Here is a 17,671-nt window from a genome sequence, read left to right as displayed (position 1 = left end):
AGAATGGTCGATATCTTATTGCCTTTAAAACAGTGATTTTAAAAATCGCTTAGGGGATGTTATGCTCACGAAAAAGAAATGGGCGTTATTTAGTCTATTAACACTGTGTGGCGGTACAATTTATAAATTACCGTCGCTGAAAGATGCGTTTTATATCCCGATGCAGGAATATTTCCATTTGACTAATGGTCAAATTGGTAATGCTATGTCGGTAAACTCATTTGTCACCACAGTGGGCTTTTTTCTGTCTATTTATTTTGCCGATAAACTACCGCGCAGATACACCATGTCATTCTCCCTCATTGCGACGGGATTACTGGGTGTTTATTTGACGACAATGCCGGGGTATTGGGGCATCCTCTTTGTCTGGGCGCTATTTGGCGTTACCTGCGACATGATGAACTGGCCTGTCTTGCTCAAGTCGGTAAGTCGATTGGGCAATAGCGAACAACAAGGTCGTTTGTTTGGCTTCTTCGAAACAGGGCGTGGCATTGTCGATACTGTGGTGGCATTTTCTGCGTTGGCAGTATTTACCTGGTTTGGCAGTGGCTTATTGGGCTTTAAAGCGGGTATCTGGTTCTATTCCCTTATTGTGATTGCCGTAGGCATTATTATTTTCTTTGTCCTGAATGACAAAGAAGAGGCACCGTCCGTTGAGGTGAAAAAAGAAGACGGAGCATCGCAAAACACCAGTATGACCTCGGTGCTGAAAGACAAAACTATCTGGCTTATCGCTTTCAACGTCTTCTTCGTTTACGCGGTTTACTGTGGCCTGACATTCTTCATTCCATTCCTGAAAAACATCTATCTATTGCCCGTTGCGCTGGTGGGGGCTTACGGCATCATTAACCAATACTGTCTGAAAATGATTGGTGGACCGATTGGTGGCATGATTTCAGATAAGATCCTGAAATCGCCGAGTAAATATCTATGCTACACCTTTATCATCAGTACCGCTGCGCTCGTACTGTTGATTATGCTGCCGCACGAAAGTATGCCGGTCTATTTAGGGATGGCATGTACGCTGGGCTTTGGCGCGATAGTCTTTACACAGCGAGCCGTATTTTTTGCACCTATCGGCGAAGCAAAAATTGCTGAAAATAAAACAGGCGCGGCGATGGCGTTGGGTAGCTTTATTGGTTACGCCCCGGCGATGTTCTGCTTCAGTCTGTATGGCTACATTCTGGATTTAAATCCGGGGATTATTGGCTACAAAATCGTGTTTGGCATTATGGCCTGCTTCGCATTCTGTGGTGCGGTGGTTTCCGTAATGCTGGTTAAGCGAATTAGCCAACGTAAGAAAGAGATGCTGGCGGCTGAAGCTTAATTAATGGCCGGATGTGCTTAATCCGGCCAACGAAAACCGTATCAACCGTAGGCCGCATCCGGCAAAATAAAATCCGCTGAATCCCCAGCGGATTTTTCGAAGTTTCAATTTCAGGATACTTCTTGCTCGGCAACCACCAGTTCAACATTCTCTTCACTTAACAACTGGCAGAAAGAATTGGGAGGCGGGGCATCAGTAAAAAAAGCCCTGACATTCCGCGCATTGCCAATTGAAACCGCAGCCGAAGCGGCAAACTTAGTATGGTCTGCCACTAGCAATGTATTCCTCGCATGTTTAATCATCGTTCTCGCGACTAACGCTTCATTGACATCAAATTCCAGCAGGGTGCCGTCATGTTCAATGGCACCTATACTGGTGATTAAATAATCTGCGCGAAAACCTTCAATAAAATCCACGGCTCCTGGGCCGATAATCCCACCGTTATGGGCGCGTAAAGTGCCTCCCGGCACCATCACTTCAATATCCTGATTCTTATAAAGAATCTGTGCCACACGCAGGCTGTTAGTGATAATGCGTAAATCACGACGGTTGAGTAATGCCCTGGCAACGGCTTCTACGGTTGTACCGATGGTGATAAAGACGGTACAGCGTTCGGGAAGGTAATCGGCGACAGCCTCAGCGATCGCCCGTTTCTCGGCGGTGAGCGAAAGTTCCCGTTGCTCAAAAGCGGTATTCATGACGCTGGAGACGCGCCCGGCCCCTCCATGATGACGGGTGATCAACCCCTGCTCACTGAGTTTTCGGATATCCCGGCGCACGGTTTGCGTTGAAACATCCAGCAGTTGTGCCAGTTCTTCAATATTCATATAACCGCGTTCTGCGATTAGATGAACGAGTTGGTCATGGCGTGGATTACCTGTCACTTCGATGATACTCATGAATACTCCCTTGCCCCTCCTCGGTAGATGTTTACCATTTTACGCATAAAGTGACAAAAATGATTCGGTTTGCTCACGATTAGGAATGCCAGCCCGACCGCCAGGCTGGGTACATTTCATCGCAGCAACCGCACTGGCAAAACGAATAGCCTCTTTTGTTGGCATTTTTTCTGCCAACGCTACCGCGAGTGCACCGTGAAAAACATCGCCTGCTCCAGTGGTATCAACCACATTGACAGAAAATGCCTCCTGTTGACACAAATGATCATCTTCAATCCACAACGAACCTTCAGAACCCAGCGTGACATACACTTTACCTGCTGTTTGTGTCGTTGCCTGGTACAAGCTTTCTTCAGGTGACTGAAGGCCAGTCATACGTTTCAGCCCTGGCGTAGAGAACACAGCATGATCGGCAAGCGCGACAAGTGGAGAAATATCCTGCGGTGTCATATCGGCGTCTAAAAGCGTTGTCACCCCCGCAAGGCGCGCTAGCGAGAATGCTTTTTCAGTACCGCTATGCCAGCGAACATCGGCCAGAATCAGATCATAACGAGAGAAATCGATCGCTTCTAACCATTCGGCATCAGTACCGAGATCGGGACTTGGATAATTAACGATAATCCGTTCGCCATGCTGATCAACGAGGATCGCTGATTGCGACGAACGGGCGTTAGGATATCGGCGGCAAAATGCGGTATTGACGCCCCAACCCTCAAGTTCTGCAAGTAAGGTATTTCCACAACTGTCATCGCCGACGCGACCGATGAAATCAACCTCCACGCCAAGTTTTGCGATTGCAACAGCGGCTGTTGCTGCCGGGCCGCCACCAATCTCAAGATAATGATTTGCCTGATATTTCCCGCCGCTCTCCGGCAGAGTGGGCAAAGAATAAATCCTGTCCTGAACTGTGATACCCACGCATGCAATTCTGGTCATATTTGTCTTGTCCTGTTTAATTTTGTCGTCTTTGGTCAATTTAAATGACACAAATGATCAAATTAGTGATGTGTGTCGTGTTTTTGAACATAAATTACAAATATGCTCAAAAACAGACGAAAACGAATTTTCAATTGTCATTATTTTGTCAATGTCAGACAGGAGAGCATTCATGGCAACCATTGCATTTCTCGGGCTGGGGCAGATGGGTAGCCCAATGGCTAACAATCTATTGCAAAAAGGGCATTCATTGCAGGTATTTGATGTCAATGCACAGGCCGTCGATGCGCTAGTTACGCAGGGGGCCACTGCGGCACAAACCCCAGCGGAAGCGGCAGCAGGCGCTGAATTTATCATCACTATGCTTCCCAATGGTGACATTGTTCGACAGGTTCTGTTGGGGGAAAAAGGCGTCTGTGAGGCTGTTTCATCTGACGCGTTATTGATGGATATGTCGACTATTCATCCCTTACAGACCGATGCATTAATACGGGAGTTACAAGAAAAAGGCATCAGTATGATGGACGCTCCCGTGGGCAGAACGTCCGTGAATGCGATTGATGGCACATTGCTGATTTTAGCGGGTGGCACTGATGAGCAGATTGCACGTGCACGCCCGATTCTCATGTGCATGGGTAATGAGCTGGTCGAGGCTGGCGGCCCAGGAATGGGGATCCGCGTGAAGCTAATTAACAACTATATGAGCATTGCGCTTAATGCGCTGTCCTCCGAGGCCGCTGTGTTATGTGAGTCACTGGGATTAAATCTTGATGTCGCAATTAAGGTGATGAGTGGTACGGCAGCAGGGAAAGGACATTTTACGACCACCTGGCCTGGCAAAGTGCTGAAAGGCGATCTTTCTCCCGCCTTCATGGTGGACCTGGCATTGAAAGATCTGCGTATTGCAGTTGACGTCGCTCGGGAAACGGGGGCGCCGCTCAATATGGGGATTGCAGCAGAAAGTTATTACGCCGCAGCAAGCCAAGACGGCAAAGGGCGGCAGGACTGGAGCGCCCTGCTAAATCAGGTTCGCCAGCAGGCTGGTCTTTAATTTTATCTATTAACAGGAGTTTCTATGTCATCCCACTTCACCCCATACACGCTGAAAGATATCTCCCGCCCAGGTGGTGGATTCGCCATGTTAGCTGTCGATCAGCGTGAAGCCATGCGCCTGATGTTTGCGGCAGCAGGGCAGCCAAAACCCATCGCCGACAGTGTACTCACCGATTTTAAAGTTGCCGCGACCCGAATCCTTTCTCCTTATGCTTCTGCCGTTCTGGCGGATAAACAATTTTGTCTTGAGCAAATAGTCGAGCAGGGCGCTGTTGCTAATTCTTGCGGCCTGATTGTCGCTGCCGATCTTTTTTATCCCAGGTAATGGCATCCCGGTTGATAGCGTTGAAATAGATATGTCCGTCGACCCGCATAAAGCCCGTGAAATGGGGGCTAAGGCAATGAAATTACTTGTACTCTGGCGTGAAGATGAACCCGCAGAGGAACGTCTGGCAATGGTTGATAAATTTGTTCGTCGCTGCCGTAGTGCCGGGCTGGTTAGCATTATTGAACCTGTGGTGCGTCCACCTCGTCGCGGTTGGGACTTTGATCGTGAAAGCGCCATTGTTGCCGCCGCCGCAGAGCTTGGTGGAACAGAGGCTGATCTTTACAAAGCCGAAATGCCATTAGGGGGCAAAGGCGATGAAAAAACCTTACTTGCCGCCTGTCAGAAACTTAACGATCAGATGAAGATGCCGTGGGTAATTCTTTCTTCTGGCGTTGATGCCGATATTTTTGGCCGCGCAGTCAGTATTGCCATGAAAGGTGGTGCGTCGGGCTTCCTGGCTGGACGAGCGGTTTGGGCGTCGGTTGTTGGTGCACAAGATCCACAAACTATGCTGCGCGATGTCTCCGTTCCACGCTTGCAACGGCTGGCTGAAATTGTCGATGAAGGTATCGCGCAACGCTAATCCCTATGGATAACGATTCTGGAGAATAACAATGGATAAAATTACCCAGGTTTTATTTTCAGATATTGGGAAAGTCACCACTCAATATGTTGAAGTACCACACCAGGAACTTAAACCGCACGAAGTACGGATTGCGCCCGTGTTCTACGGGATATGCGGTTCGGATCTGCATGTTCTGAAGGGCGGTCATCCGTTTGCCAAACCGCCTGTCGTCCCCGGTCATGAAATTGCAGCGTGCGTTACGGAAATTGGCAGCGATGTTAAAAATGTACAGCCGGGCGATCATGTTGTGGTCGATCCCATCATGGCTTGCATGGAATGCCGAGCCTGCAAAGCAGGACGTTTTAATCTTTGTGAACCACCGCAGGTTGCTGGTTTCGCGCGCCGGGCTTTGCTCGCTCACAGCACATTGTTCCTGCGCGTAATTGCCATGTTGCACCAGCCTCTTTACCGCTAAAAGTGTTGGCCTTTGCCGAACCGGCGGCTTGTGCTCGCCATTGTGTTAACCGGATGCCGAAGGCTTCTCTGGAAAGCGTACTGGTTATTGGCGCCGGAACGATTGGCTTATCCATCGTGCAGGCAGTGCGCATTATGGGAGCAGGGAAGATCACCGTGATTGAACCTGACGCTGCCAAACGCGCCCTGGCGTTAAAGCTGGGCGCAGCAGAAGTTTGGGCTCCAGGGGAACTGGCCGCAGATGTGCGATTTACGGGGGCGATTGATGTTGTTGCAGCGCAGGCCACGCTTAATGATGCCTGTACCCGTGTGTATGCCGGAGGCACCGTCGTGTGCATGGGCGTACCGAGTGGGCCGCGTGAAATACCGCTACCGATGATGCAACGTTTCGAGCGTGACTTGCTCAACTCTGGCATGTACATCCCTGAAGATTTCGATGCCGTTATCGAATGGCTGGCGGATGGGCGGTTTGATACCAGTGAACTGGTTACCGATTTATTTGCCATTGAGGATGCAGCGGCAGCGTTCGAACGTGCGCAGCAAAATGATTCCATAAAAGTCATGCTGCAATTTGCGCCGGAATGATTTTCTAAATCTCTGTCTGGCGCTGCGCCACGCTAGCGCCACCCTACAACAATTAAAAAGGACACTGCGATGAGTCAAATCACCAGTCCTGCAACTTATTCAATTAGTCGGCCACAGGACGTAATTGATATTGTTAATAAGAACTCTGCAATCAACACCAGCATCGGCGTTATTTTTATCGCTTTAGGCGGCATATTGATTGATGCCTACCAGGCGGCGATGGTGGGGTTTGGTAATAAATACATTGCCGCTCAATTTGGCATTTCGCCGGGCCTTGCCGCAACCGTTAATGCGTCAGTATTAATCGCCGCGTTAATTGGCGGTTTATTAGCGAACCGAGTAATAAACCGCTTTGGGCAAAAGCGGGCATTTATTATTGGCATGGGGCTGTGCACCATCGGGGCTGCTGCGGTAGCTATTGCGCCCAGTATCTGGTGGGTGCTGGTGTGCCGCGTCATCATGGGCTTTGGCTTAGGCATCGACTTCCCTTTGGCAACCAATGCCGTGGCAGAGCTTCGTGGTTCAACGTCGAAGAAAACCGGAACGTCGGTCAACCTCTGGCAAATGGCCTGGTATGTTTCGACAACCGTTGTTTATTTGGTGCTTTTGCCACTGCTTCTGTCGGGTATCGCTGAAGAACAGTTGTGGCGTTACGGAATATTCATCGGAGCTATTTTCGCAGTCATCTTCATGATTTTGCGTTACTTCTTTATTGGTGAATCCGCAATGTGGGCCGCACGCGTCGGGCGTTACCAGGAAGCCTGCGACATTCTGGGAAAACGTTATGGTGTTCAGGCTCGCGTTGCGGCACCGGGTACAGCAGAAGCCAGATCTTCGCAAAAAGCAGAGAGTAAATACAGTGGTGGATATGGCATCTTATTTAATGATCGTTACCGCAAACGCACCATTCTTGGCTGTGTCGTGGCAACCATGCAGGCGTGGCAATATAACGCCGTAGGTGTTTATCTTCCTCTTACGTTGGCGGGAATAATAAGTGGCGGGCTTACTGGTGCGTTGACGGGGTCTGCCGTCGTGAATGCCCTTTGTGGGGTGACTGGCGGGATGATCGGCTCGTTTATTCTCCAACGACTGGGTACTCGCCGACAATCGATGTATGGATTTGCCGTTGTGACCTTAGCATTACTGTCGTTAGGTGCGCTGGCAACGACTAACCCCTGGCTGTCTTTAGGGTTATTGGGATCAATTATTTTCTTCCATTCAGCGGGTCCTGGTGGGCTGGGTATGACCATTGCCACACTCTCTTATCCTCCTGCTATTCGCCCTACAGGGGTCGGATTTGCCCGCGCGATTATGCGCACCGGTGCGATTGCCGGGCTTATTTTCTGGCCGATGCTGTGGGGTGCGTTGAAAACTGAAGCGTTTTACTGGTTGGCAATTGTGCCATTCCTGGGATTCCTGACCTGCGTATTGATTAATTGGGAACCTTTGGGGGCGAATGTGGATGCCGAAGACGCGGAAGTTCTGGCGGAATTGAACAAATAAACATAACGCGTATCGACATCAGGCCGATGCGCGTATTTATCAGACTGCCCACTTTGTAGTGGGTTATTCCCCAATTTCTCGCCGACCAGGAGAGGAAAATGATGTCTGAAACGTTACCCACACCGCGAGAAGGACTTTCCGGTAAAGCCATGAGACGTGTCGTAATGGGCAGTTTCGCGGGCGCGTTGATGGAATGGTATGACTTCTTTATTTTTGGCACGGCAGCAGGGCTGGTATTTGCTCCGCTTTTTTTCCCGAACAGCGATCCTTTTATAGGTCTTATAGCCTCCTTTGCGACCTTTGGCGTTGGTTTTTTGACTCGTCCCTTAGGTGGCATCGTCTTTGGCCATTTTGGCGATAAAATTGGGCGAAAAATAACACTTATCTGGACACTGGCTATTGTCGGTTGCTCCACATTTTTGATTGGTTTTATTCCGACGTATCAGGAAATTGGGATCTGGGCACCGCTCATATTAATGGCGCTGCGTTTAATTCAGGGCTTTGGCCTTGGTGGCGAGTATGGCGGGGCGGCATTGATGACCATTGAATCTGCGCCCGAATCCCGGCGCGGTTTTTTAGGTTCGCTTCCACAAACGGCTGCATCAGTGGGGATTATGCTGGCAACCGGTGTTTTTGCGCTCTGTAACCATTTACTGACCCAGGAACAGTTTCTCTCCTGGGGATGGCGTATTCCGTTCTGGCTTTCTGCGGTGATGTTGATCGTTGGATTATTTATCCGCCTGCATACTGAGGAGACACTGGATTTTCAAAAGCAAAAAACGACGAATAATAAAGAAAAGTCTGTTCCTCCGTTGATTGAATTATTCAAAAAACATCCGCGAAATATTTTATTGGCACTGGGCGCGAGGCTGGCGGAGAGTGTCTCTTCCAATATTATTAACGCCTTTGGTATTGTTTATATTTCCAGCCAATTAGCATTATCGCGAGATATTCCCCTGACGGGTATGTTGATTGCCTCGGCGATCGGTATTTTCAGTTGCCCATTGGTTGGATGGTTATCAGATCGTATAGGTCAAAAAATGTCTGTATTTATCAGGCGCGGGATTTTGTGTCCTGTTCGCGTTTCCTTTCTTCTTATTGCTGGATAGTAAAAGTACGCTCATCATCTGGTGCAGTATGATCCTCGGCTATAACTTAGGCCCGACGATGATGTTCGCCGTGCAGCCGACACTCTTCACCCGCATGTTCGGCACCAAAGTACGATATACCGGCCTTTCTTTTGCCTATCAATTTTCCGCGATTCTTGGCGGATTAAGCCCTCTTATCGCCTCAAGTTTGCTGGCGCTAGGGGGAGGAAAGCCGTGGTATGTCGCTCTGTTTTTATTTGCTGTCTCAGTTCTTTCTTTTGTTTGCGTCTGGCTGATTGAGCCGACTGATGAACAAGAAACCGCTTCTTACCGCTACATCAGGGAACAATCTCATGAAAACTGAACGGAAAAACGAACATCACCAGGCGCTACAGCTCGCATTTGACGCGCCCTGGCCTGGGCCAGTAGGAGAGTTAGTTACGCTGGAAAAAGGCAATATTCGCCTGCAGATTTATCCGCATGATGGTGCCAGGATAACCTCGTTACAGGCATTTGGTTCTGAAGTATTACGCCAATGGCAGCCGCAACGCAGAGCTTTTCAGTACGGCTGTTTTCCAATGGTGCCGTGGGCAGGGCGACTGGGGAATGCGACGCTGAATGCTGGTGGGCAATGTTATTCTTTACCCGCCAATAAACCACCGCATGCATTGCATGGTATGGCTTGTTACTCAACGTGGGAAATCATCGACAAAACAACAGATTCCCTGACTTTACGTATGCCCCTGGCTTCACCGTGGCCCTGGCAAGGGGAAGTGGTTCAGACTTTTTTGCTGGAGAATGATGCGCTGGTTTTGCAACTGGAAATCCATTCACATACCGATACATTCCCGGCCTCTGCAGGCTGGCATCCGTGGTTTGCGAAAAAGCTGACTCCGCAAAGTACAGAATCGTTGCAGGTGCTTTTTGATGCGGACTGGCAAGAAGAAGCGGGTGGTGATGAGCTGCCAACAGGAAATCGCATCTCTCCTCAAGCCGGTCCCTGGGATGACTGTTTTGGTTTTTATGACGGGGTGAAGGTTAAGTTACTGTGGCCTGGTAAACTCGCGATGACCATGACCTCTTCTGCAAACAGTCTGGTGGTATTTGATAGACAGCCCGATGCTATCTGTGTTAATCCGCTTACCCAGGCACCTAACGCAATAAATTTAACGCCAGAATTGGTGATGCCAGAGAAGCCGCTGGTCATCGAAACTCGTTGGCAATTTACACCTGAATCTTAACCATTCATCTATTGCGAAAAAGCCAGTGAAATTACTCTGCTTTTTCGCAATCAGCATCACAAGATTACCCTTATTGCCACATAGCCAAACCCATCCTTTCCCGCTACAGTTAATTTCTTGTGGCGAGAAAGGAGGCAAAAATGCTCTATATCTTTGATTTAGGTAATGTGATTGTCGATATCGACTTTAACCGTGTGCTGGGAACCTGGAGCGATTTAACGCGTATTCCGCTGGCATCGCTTAAGAAGAGTTTTCATATGGGGGAGGCGTTTCATCAGCATGAGCGCGGGGAAATTAGCGATGAAGCGTTCGCAGAGGCGATGTGCCATGAGATGGCTCTACCGCTAAGCTACGAGCAGTTTTCCCACGGCTGGCAGGCGGTGTTTGTCGCGCTGCGCCCGGAAGTGATCGCCATCATGCATAAACTGCGTGAGCAGGGGAATCGCGTGGTGGTGCTTTCCAATACCAACCGCCTGCATACTACCTTCTGGCCGGAGGAATACCCGGAAATCCGTGATGCTGCTGACCATATCTATCTTTCGCAAGATCTGGGCATGCGCAAACCTGAAGCGCGAATTTACCAGCATGTTTTGCAGGCAGAAGGTTTTTCACCCAGCGATACGGTCTTTTTCGACGATAACGCCGATAATATAGAAGGAGCAAATCAGCTAGGCATTACCAGTATTCTGGTGAAAGATAAAACCACCATCCCGGACTATTTCGCGAAGGTGTTATGCTAAAAACCATCCATGAAAAAGCCAGGCATCGTACCCGTCCGCTATGGGCCTGGCTGAAACTACTCTGGCAACGCATTAATGAGGACAACATGACCACCCTGGCAGGTAATCTTGCCTATGTGTCGTTGCTCTCATTAGTGCCGCTGGTTGCCGTTGTTTTTGCGCTTTTCGCCGCTTTTCCCATGTTTTCCGACGTCAGCATTCAGTTGCGTCACTTTATTTTTGCCAACTTTCTGCCTGCCACTGGCGACGTTATCCAGCAATATATTGAACAGTTTGTTGCCAATTCCAACAAGATGACCGCCGTCGGGGCATGTGCCTGATCGTCACGGCGTTATTGTTGATGTATTCCATTGATAGTGCATTGAATGCCATCTGGCGAAGTAAACGGGTACGGCCAAAAATTTACTCATTTGCTGTGTACTGGATGATCCTGACGTTAGGGCCGCTGCTGGCAGGGGCCAGTCTGGCGATCAGTTCCTATCTGCTTTCCCTGCGTTGGGCGAGCGATCTCAATACTGTCATCGACAATGTGCTGCGTATTTTTCCGCTGCTGTTGTCGTGGATCTCCTTTTGGTTGCTTTACAGCATCGTTCCCACCATCCGCGTACCGAATCGTGATGCTATTGTCGGCGCGTTTGTCGCCGCACTCCTGTTCGAAGCAGGAAAGAAAGGTTTCGCGCTTTATATCACCATGTTCCCGTCATATCAGCTCATTTACGGCGTGCTGGCGGTGATCCCCATTCTCTTTGTCTGGGTGTACTGGACATGGTGTATCGTCTTGCTTGGCGCGGAAATTACTGTCACTCTCGGGGAATACCGCAAACTAAAACAAGCAGCTGAACAAGAAGAAGACGACGAACCATGATTGCATTAATTCAACGCGTAACCCGTGCCAGCGTCACCGTGGAGGGAGAAGTGACGGGCGAAATTGGCGCGGGACTTTTGGTGTTATTGGGTGTCGAAAAGGATGACGACGAACAGAAAGCAAACCGTCTGTGCGAGCGTGTGCTCGGCTATCGTATCTTCAGCGATGCCGAAGGCAAGATGAACCTCAACGTGCAACAGGCGGGCGGTAGTGTGCTGGTAGTTTCCCAGTTTACCCTCGCCGCAGATACCGAACGGGGGATGCGCCCAAGTTTCTCCAAAGGTGCATCACCGGATCGCGCAGAGGCGTTATATGACTATTTCGTCGAACGCTGCCGTCAGCAGGAGATGAACACGCAAACAGGACGCTTCGCTGCGGATATGCAGGTATCGCTGGTCAATGATGGTCCCGTGACATTCTGGTTGCAGGTATGAGTCAGCTTCCAGGTGTGTCACGGGAAACAAGAGAGAGTATCGCTATGTATCACCTTCGGGTTCCACAAACAGAAGAAGAATTAGAGCGCTACTATCAGTTCCGCTGGGAGATGTTGCGTAAACCCCTGCATCAACCAAAAGGTTCGGAACGCGACGCCTGGGATGCGATGGCGCATCACCAGATGGTCGTCGACGAGCAGGGTAATCTGGTGGCAGTAGGGCGGCTGTATATTAATGCCGATAACGAAGCGTCCATTCGCTTTATGGCCGTTCATCCCGACGTGCAGGACAAAGGGCTGGGAACGCTGATGGCGATGACCCTGGAGTCGGTAGCGCGCCAGGAAGGCGTTAAGCGCGTGACCTGCAGCGCCCGTGAAGACGCGGTGGAGTTTTTTGCCAAGCTGGGGTTTGTTAATCAGGGGGAGATCACCACGCCAACCACCACGCCAATTCGCCATTTTTTGATGATTAAACCCGTCGCCACTCTGGATGACATTCTGCATCGCGGCGACTGGTGCGCGCAGTTGCAACAAGCGTGGTATGAACACATCCCGCTTAGTGAAAAAATGGGCGTGCGCATTCAGCAATATACCGGGCAAAAATTTATCACCACCATGCCGGAAACCGGCAATCAGAATCCGCATCATACGCTGTTTGCCGGGAGTTTATTCTCGCTGGCAACGCTCACCGGTTGGGGGCTAATCTGGTTGATGCTGCGCGAACGCCATCTCGGCGGAACGATTATTCTTGCCGATGCGCATATCCGCTACAGCAAGCCGATTAGCGGCAAACCCCATGCGGTAGCCGACCTTGGTGCCTTAAGCGGCGATCTTGACCGTCTGGCGCGCGGACGAAAAGCGCGCGTGCAGATGCAGGTCGAAATCTTTGGCGATGAGACGCCGGGTGCAGTGTTTGAAGGCACGTATATCGTTCTGCCCGCGAAGCCATTTGGCCCGTATGAAGAGGGCGGGAACGAAGAAGAGTAGGGTGGATATTTTACTTATCAATAAACGCTTCAGCCGGGAGATTAAAACGCTCGCTTAACGCCTTGATATGGCGAACGGTGAGCGCCCGGCGCCCATTAAGAATATTACTCACATTGGATTTAGAGCCAAGTTCTTGTGCCAAATCAGCTGCTTTAAGCCCATGTTGATCCATGAGCATCCTTAACAGACTTACGCCACAAGGGGTTGCCGCTAACCGCTGATTGAAATGCTGAAATTCTGGAGCGTTATTTTCATAGTCGCGTATCCGTGCGCAGAGTAATTCAAACAAAGGGTTTTCCAGATCGTCACGATCAACTAAAAATTCGATCAGTTTCAGCGCCTTATGGTATTCCTCTTGATCCGCTTTAGGGCCACATAAAGGGATGTCTTTCACTGCGTGGGTGAAGGTCTTAACCAGCATTTCAAAATTGGCCGAGTCTTCTGCTGGAGTGTGATGGGTTCTCATTTTTATGGCTCCGGTACCAGGTTGTGAGTCGGTCGTATTCATTGTGGGTAACAATATGTTTGATAAAACACTTTTGGAGCCTGAAATCTATATAGGTGATAAGTCGTAAATGATTGCCTGCAATATTAATAACCCACCATTTATCTCTGTATTTAAAATTATCCAGTGAGGGAATATATCTCTTCATCTCACCCGGATCGCTAAACGCTGTTTTCTCAAGAAGATTTAATAAATCAATAAGTGCATCTTCGTAAGGTGGAAAGCGTTTTATCGCCTCGTTAAAAGGCTTGTGGCTGATAACATGCAGGGTGTAATTCCATTGCGAGTTTTCAACCTGAAAACACTGTAAGGCAGACCTGTGATATTTTCAAGTTGAAAACAATTTTTATCTGGATCCGGAGTTACCTACCTGCTCTCCAGGCCACATCCCGTAGCGCCGTACGCGCTGTCTCGCTGAAAAAATCCGTGGTGATAAACTCTGCAATTCCTTTTTCCGGTGCCATTGTAAAACTCATTTTGCTGTATGAATGCACAGCTTTATACGCCCGTTTTTGCTGGATGGAAACAGGGAAATTCACGGGCGTGAAAAATCCGGAAAGCGCCTCGCAAAAACAAAACAATATGCAAAAATCCGCTTTCGTTAATTAACTTTCCGGCGTAATTTTCGCACATACATTAATGAGTAATATATATAAGGTGGTGGCAATGGCGATGAATACGGTTTTTCTTCATTTATCAGAAGAGGCAATTAAACGGCTGAATAAACTCAGGGGCTGGCGTAAGGTTTCGCGCTCTGCAATTTTACGCGAAGCGGTAGAGCAATATCTGGAGCGTCAGCAATTTCCGGTGCGTAAGGCAAAATGCGGCAGGCAAAGGGACGAGACAGTAGGTGTTGATGATCAGTGTAAGGAGCATAAGGAATGACAAAAATTTTTTTATTCTTGAATATAAAAAAACCAGATGCCCTTATTCTGGTATTAATACAAGGTTGTTTTACTTGAACTTATAATAACTGCAACTGTTACATCATATCTGGAAAACGCCTCGCAAAAATAAAAGTGATACGTAAATGCACTTTCTTTAAGCATTCGACAAAGGTACTTTTCTCTCCATAGATTCAAAAATGATATTGGCGAGATATTTATGAACTCTCTGGCAGGTATGGATATGGGCAGAATTTTACTCGATTTATCGAATGAGGTGATTAAGCAACTTGATGATCTTGAGGTGCAGCGTAATCTTCCTCGTGCGGAGCTATTACGGGAAGCGGTAGATCAATACCTGGTAAATCAATCGCAAACAGCAATAACCAGTGCTTTTGGCATATGGCAAGGGCGTGAGGAAGATGGTGTCGAATACCAGCGTAAGCTGCGCGAGGAATGGTAATGGCAAAAATGATATCAATCAGATTGCTGACAACGTGCGCGTTGTTCATGCCGGATGCGGCGTGAACGCCTTATCCGGCCTACAAAGTCCTGCAAATTCAATGTGTTGTAGTTTATTGGTAGGCCTGATAAGCGTAGCGCATCAGGCAATCTTACGCTTGTCATCAGTCTCATACCCATAACCTTATTGATGTGTTGGTGGGTAAATTGAGGGCAAACAGACATTGGCGACATGGTCTTGAATGGATAACGCGGAATACGAGAGATGGTGTCGTCACACCCTATAAGCTGTAATCCGGGCGACCTGCGCCACCCGGAAAACGTCAGAGATTACTCCCCTTCACCCGGAAACAGGAACGGGTTGATGGAACTACGGGCGTAGCCTTCTTGCTCCATTCGCGCGTCCAGGACCAGAGAGGCGAGGTCATCTGCCACGGCTTCAACTTTCGGTTCTTTTTCCTGATAAAGAATCTTCAGGTAAGTGCCGCAGTCATCGCAGCTTTCGGCTTTAATCGCGGCCTGTTCGTCATCCAGCGACCAGTAATGCAGTTTGCCGCTCTGCTCGCAGTTGCTGCATTTTACGCGCACTACGTGCCATTCGGTTTCACACAGGTTGCAGTGCAGATAACGCAGCCCCTGAGTGGTACCAATTTGCACCATGCTGGACACCGGCATAGAACCACAAACCGGGCAATATTGACGTTGTTCGCCGTATTCAGCGCGGGCTTTGCCGGGGATCAGATTGGCCATCTGCGCCCAGTAGAGCGACAGTGCAGCCCAGATAAACGGCGCTTTATCGCTGCTGACGGACGAGAAATCAGAGGCAAACAGTGCGCTGGCCATATCTTCCAGCTCCTGGGTCGATGCCTTCTCCAGATTCTCAATCACTGCCAGCGCCGGGCCGCTCATTTCAGGTTTCAGCTCAGCAATCAGCGCCATCAGCAGCTTTTGCCAGTGCTTATCACGCGGCAGAACGTGAATATCCAGCGGGGGCTTGCCCTGTGCGCTGGCTTCTTTAATGCGTGCAGTCAGATCCATCTCCAGCGGATGGTCGTACAGCACCACTTCCTGGGCGTGGGCGATAAGCGCAGCAAAGCGCAGGTAATCACCCAGCGGATTATTTTCTGCCAGCTCGCGCAGACGCTCGGCGCGGCGGTTGTATAAATTCTTGAGCCGAGGGAACAATAACGGCGGAATCATATCCGCCGTACGTTTCTCGCTCGAACCCAGCTCATCTTGCGGGATTATGCGAATACTCATTCAGCTTTCTTTTCCGTTGTCTTGCGGACCTCACGGTACCAGCGCGGGTGATGTTTCTTCGCCCAGGCGCTGGTAACCCATCCTTCCACCATGGCGGTAATCGTGCCTTTCACCCAAAGGGCGGCGTAGATATGCACCATGATAACCACAATTAACGCCACTGCGGCAAATGAATGCAGCATTAACGCGAATCGGATCACCGGGATTGAGAAAGCAGGCGCAAAATAAGGACGCCAGATAATCACGCCGCTCACCAGCAGCAGAACCAGGAAAATAATCGCCGCCCAGAAAACGCATTTCTGACCGAAGTTATAACGCCCGGTGTCACCTACTTCCTCGTTGACGACGATCTTACGAATATTCTTCGCCCAAAAGATATCATCCCGATTGATTAGGTTGTGATGCCAGTAACGGAAAAACATGATGATGAACGAGGCAAACATAACCACGCCGACAAACGGGTGCAGAATGCGCGCCAGCTGCGGTGTGCCCATGATTTGCATCAACCAGTTGAAGGAGGGGAAGAAAAACCCCAGCCCGCTCACCGCCGCCAGGATGAAACAGAAGGCGGTGACCCAGTGGTTGATACGTTCCGGCGCGGTGTAGCGCACGATGGTGTCACGTCGTTTCATTTGCGCTCCTCGTCTTTCTCTTCGTGCAGATTATTCTCTTCCTCATCCGCACGGTTCGGACCGACACCCACGTAGTGGAAGATACTGGCCGCAAAGGTAGCCGCAAAGCCAACAGCCGCGAGCGGTTTCCAGATGCCTTTCCAGAATTTCACGGTTTCGCTGATTTCCGGGTTCTCCGGCAAGCCATGATACAGATTTGGCTTGTCAGCATGGTGCAGCACGTACATGACGTGTGTACCACCGACGCCTGCCGGATCGTACAGACCCGCATTGTCGTAACCGCGGGTTTTCAGCTCCGCCACGCGCTCGCTCGCCAGCGTTTTCATCGACTCTTTCGTACCGAAGTGAATCGCGCCCGTTGGGCAGGTCTTCACGCAGGCTGGTTCTTGCCCAACCACCACGCGGTCAACGCACAGCGTACATTTGTAGACGCGGTTGTCTTCCGGGTTGAGGCGCGGAATGTCGAACGGACAGCCCGCAATGCAATAACCGCAGCCAATGCACTGCTCGGACTGGAAGTCGACGATACCGTTGGCATACTGAATAATTGCACCTTCCGCCGGGCACGCTTTCAGGCAGCCTGGATCGGAACAGTGCATACAGCCGTCTTTGCGGATCAGCCATTCCAGTTTGTCGTTCTGCTCCACTTCCGAGAAGCGCATCACCGTCCACGATTTGGCACTTAAATCATTGGGGTTGTCGTACACCCCAATGTTATTGCCGACGGTATCGCGAATGTCGTTCCACTCTGAACACGCTACCTGACAGGCTTTACAGCCGATACAGGTGGTGACGTCGATGAGTTTCGCCACTTCTTCCTGGAAGTCCCGCGCCTGAGGCGCGGGGGTCAGACCGTTAGTCGCGGAACGACGAATGATATCTTGAGATTGATAAGCCATATGTC

The 17,671-nt window shown here is 49.8% G+C and carries 16 protein-coding genes and 5 pseudogenes; 14 read left to right on the top strand and 7 right to left on the bottom strand.

The features are described from left to right. Positions 1–61 precede the first annotated feature (61 nt). Positions 62–1,327, top strand: a complete 1,266-nt coding sequence (locus CRI63_RS11350; RefSeq protein WP_000956318.1) for an MFS transporter — start codon at positions 62–64, stop codon at positions 1,325–1,327. Positions 1,328–1,437: 110 nt separating this feature from the next. Here CRI63_RS11350 and CRI63_RS11345 read toward each other — a convergent pair whose 3' ends face one another. Together CRI63_RS11345 and CRI63_RS11340 are read right to left on the bottom strand one after the other, a co-directional pair. Further along, the gene (locus CRI63_RS11345; RefSeq protein WP_000022286.1) at positions 1,438–2,226 is read right to left on the bottom strand and encodes a DeoR/GlpR family DNA-binding transcription regulator; all 789 of its coding nucleotides are present in this window, start codon (positions 2,224–2,226) and stop codon (positions 1,438–1,440) included. A 39-nt stretch (positions 2,227–2,265) separates the two neighbouring features. Next, on the bottom strand, positions 2,266–3,162 hold the full coding sequence (locus tag CRI63_RS11340) for a sugar kinase (protein WP_135519578.1): 897 nt from the start codon (positions 3,160–3,162) through the stop codon (positions 2,266–2,268). 172 nt (positions 3,163–3,334) lie between these two features. Between CRI63_RS11340 and yihU the strand changes: the two genes are divergently transcribed. The 10 genes and pseudogenes from yihU (at position 3,335) to fabY (ending at position 13,024) form a co-directional block, all read left to right on the top strand. Continuing rightward, entirely contained in the window at positions 3,335–4,213 is an 879-nt protein-coding gene (gene yihU, locus CRI63_RS11335; RefSeq protein ID WP_135519576.1) for a sulfolactaldehyde 3-reductase, read from the top strand. Positions 4,214–4,237: 24 nt separating this feature from the next. Further along, a pseudogene (locus CRI63_RS11330) lies at positions 4,238–5,126 on the top strand (aldolase). Positions 5,127–5,157: 31 nt separating this feature from the next. Beyond that, a pseudogene (locus tag CRI63_RS11325) lies at positions 5,158–6,167 on the top strand (alcohol dehydrogenase catalytic domain-containing protein). A gap of 69 nt (positions 6,168–6,236) precedes the next feature. Next, a complete protein-coding gene (locus CRI63_RS11320) occupies positions 6,237–7,670 on the top strand; it encodes an MFS transporter (protein ID WP_135519574.1) in 1,434 nt (477 codons plus the stop codon). 101 nt (positions 7,671–7,771) lie between these two features. Further along, positions 7,772–9,122, top strand: a pseudogene (locus tag CRI63_RS11315) (MFS transporter). After that, positions 9,112–9,999, top strand: coding sequence for an aldose 1-epimerase (locus CRI63_RS11310; protein WP_135519572.1), 888 nt, complete (start codon positions 9,112–9,114; stop codon positions 9,997–9,999). The pseudogene CRI63_RS11315 and the gene CRI63_RS11310 overlap by 11 nt, the downstream one beginning before the upstream one ends. A 140-nt stretch (positions 10,000–10,139) precedes the next feature. Continuing rightward, positions 10,140–10,739, top strand: coding sequence for a glucose-1-phosphatase (gene yihX / locus CRI63_RS11305; RefSeq protein ID WP_135519570.1), 600 nt, complete (start codon positions 10,140–10,142; stop codon positions 10,737–10,739). Continuing rightward, positions 10,733–11,604 (top strand): annotated as a pseudogene (locus CRI63_RS11300) (virulence factor BrkB family protein). Before yihX ends, CRI63_RS11300 begins: the two are co-directional and overlap by 7 nt. Continuing rightward, complete coding sequence (dtd, locus tag CRI63_RS11295) at positions 11,601–12,038, top strand: D-aminoacyl-tRNA deacylase (RefSeq protein ID WP_000560983.1); 438 nt, start codon at positions 11,601–11,603, stop codon at positions 12,036–12,038. Before CRI63_RS11300 ends, dtd begins: the two are co-directional and overlap by 4 nt. 44 nt (positions 12,039–12,082) lie before the next feature. Then, a complete protein-coding gene (gene fabY / locus CRI63_RS11290) occupies positions 12,083–13,024 on the top strand; it encodes a fatty acid biosynthesis protein FabY (RefSeq protein WP_001297068.1) in 942 nt (313 codons plus the stop codon). Between the two features lie 10 nt (positions 13,025–13,034). On the opposite strand, the gene CRI63_RS11285 is transcribed toward fabY, so the two are convergent. Further along, positions 13,035–13,490: a helix-turn-helix domain-containing protein gene (locus tag CRI63_RS11285; RefSeq protein WP_130216184.1), complete on the bottom strand. Its 456-nt coding sequence runs from the start codon at positions 13,488–13,490 to the stop codon at positions 13,035–13,037. Next, the gene (locus tag CRI63_RS11280; RefSeq protein ID WP_135519602.1) at positions 13,447–13,797 is read right to left on the bottom strand and encodes a type II toxin-antitoxin system HigB family toxin; all 351 of its coding nucleotides are present in this window, start codon (positions 13,795–13,797) and stop codon (positions 13,447–13,449) included. Before CRI63_RS11280 ends, CRI63_RS11285 begins: the two co-directional genes overlap by 44 nt. A gap of 398 nt (positions 13,798–14,195) precedes the next feature. On the opposite strand from CRI63_RS11280, the gene CRI63_RS11270 reads away from it, so the two are divergent. From CRI63_RS11270 to CRI63_RS24685, 3 genes and pseudogenes are all read left to right on the top strand, one after another. Continuing rightward, complete coding sequence (locus tag CRI63_RS11270) at positions 14,196–14,414, top strand: CopG family transcriptional regulator (protein WP_135519566.1); 219 nt, start codon at positions 14,196–14,198, stop codon at positions 14,412–14,414. A gap of 219 nt (positions 14,415–14,633) precedes the next feature. Then, positions 14,634–14,876 carry a CopG family transcriptional regulator gene (locus CRI63_RS11265; RefSeq protein ID WP_135519564.1) on the top strand — a complete coding sequence of 81 codons (243 nt, stop codon included), beginning with the start codon at positions 14,634–14,636 and terminating at the stop codon, positions 14,874–14,876. Between the two features lie 49 nt (positions 14,877–14,925). After that, positions 14,926–15,024, top strand: a pseudogene (locus CRI63_RS24685) (hypothetical protein); the annotation flags it as partial. Positions 15,025–15,205: 181 nt separating this feature from the next. Here CRI63_RS24685 and fdhE read toward each other — a convergent pair. From fdhE to fdoH, 3 genes are read right to left on the bottom strand one after another with little or no spacing between them, the layout of a single operon-like run. Continuing rightward, complete coding sequence (gene fdhE / locus CRI63_RS11255; protein WP_000027708.1) at positions 15,206–16,135, bottom strand: formate dehydrogenase accessory protein FdhE; 930 nt, start codon at positions 16,133–16,135, stop codon at positions 15,206–15,208. Next, complete coding sequence (gene fdoI / locus CRI63_RS11250) at positions 16,132–16,767, bottom strand: formate dehydrogenase cytochrome b556 subunit (protein WP_130209996.1); 636 nt, start codon at positions 16,765–16,767, stop codon at positions 16,132–16,134. Before fdoI ends, fdhE begins: the two co-directional genes overlap by 4 nt. Continuing rightward, positions 16,764–17,666 (bottom strand): formate dehydrogenase O subunit beta, encoded by a 903-nt coding sequence (gene fdoH / locus CRI63_RS11245; protein WP_000331377.1) that lies wholly within the window; start codon positions 17,664–17,666, stop codon positions 16,764–16,766. Before fdoH ends, fdoI begins: the two co-directional genes overlap by 4 nt. Positions 17,667–17,671 lie beyond the last annotated feature (5 nt).

The organism is Escherichia sp. E2661 (assembly GCF_004745185.1).
Classification (GTDB): domain Bacteria; phylum Pseudomonadota; class Gammaproteobacteria; order Enterobacterales; family Enterobacteriaceae; genus Escherichia.
The sequence above is the reverse complement of the archived record's forward strand: the minus strand, read 5'-3'. Positions and strand labels throughout refer to the sequence as shown.

Excerpts from the sequence above, each read along its gene's own strand:
- fabY (WP_001297068.1), top strand. The coding sequence starts at position 12,083 with ATGTATCACCTTCGGGTTCCACAAACAGAAGAAGAATTAGAGCGCTAC.
- CRI63_RS11270 (WP_135519566.1), top strand. The coding sequence starts at position 14,196 with ATGGCGATGAATACGGTTTTTCTTCATTTATCAGAAGAGGCAATTAAA.
- yihU (WP_135519576.1), top strand. The coding sequence starts at position 3,335 with ATGGCAACCATTGCATTTCTCGGGCTGGGGCAGATGGGTAGCCCAATG.
- fdoH (WP_000331377.1), bottom strand. The coding sequence starts at position 17,666 with ATGGCTTATCAATCTCAAGATATCATTCGTCGTTCCGCGACTAACGGT.
- CRI63_RS11350 (WP_000956318.1), top strand. The coding sequence starts at position 62 with ATGCTCACGAAAAAGAAATGGGCGTTATTTAGTCTATTAACACTGTGT.
- CRI63_RS11345 (WP_000022286.1), bottom strand. The coding sequence starts at position 2,226 with ATGAGTATCATCGAAGTGACAGGTAATCCACGCCATGACCAACTCGTT.
- CRI63_RS11285 (WP_130216184.1), bottom strand. The coding sequence starts at position 13,490 with ATGAGAACCCATCACACTCCAGCAGAAGACTCGGCCAATTTTGAAATG.
- yihX (WP_135519570.1), top strand. The coding sequence starts at position 10,140 with ATGCTCTATATCTTTGATTTAGGTAATGTGATTGTCGATATCGACTTT.
- dtd (WP_000560983.1), top strand. The coding sequence starts at position 11,601 with ATGATTGCATTAATTCAACGCGTAACCCGTGCCAGCGTCACCGTGGAG.
- fdhE (WP_000027708.1), bottom strand. The coding sequence starts at position 16,135 with ATGAGTATTCGCATAATCCCGCAAGATGAGCTGGGTTCGAGCGAGAAA.
- fdoI (WP_130209996.1), bottom strand. The coding sequence starts at position 16,767 with ATGAAACGACGTGACACCATCGTGCGCTACACCGCGCCGGAACGTATC.
- CRI63_RS11340 (WP_135519578.1), bottom strand. The coding sequence starts at position 3,162 with ATGACCAGAATTGCATGCGTGGGTATCACAGTTCAGGACAGGATTTAT.
- CRI63_RS11310 (WP_135519572.1), top strand. The coding sequence starts at position 9,112 with ATGAAAACTGAACGGAAAAACGAACATCACCAGGCGCTACAGCTCGCA.
- CRI63_RS11320 (WP_135519574.1), top strand. The coding sequence starts at position 6,237 with ATGAGTCAAATCACCAGTCCTGCAACTTATTCAATTAGTCGGCCACAG.
- CRI63_RS11265 (WP_135519564.1), top strand. The coding sequence starts at position 14,634 with ATGAACTCTCTGGCAGGTATGGATATGGGCAGAATTTTACTCGATTTA.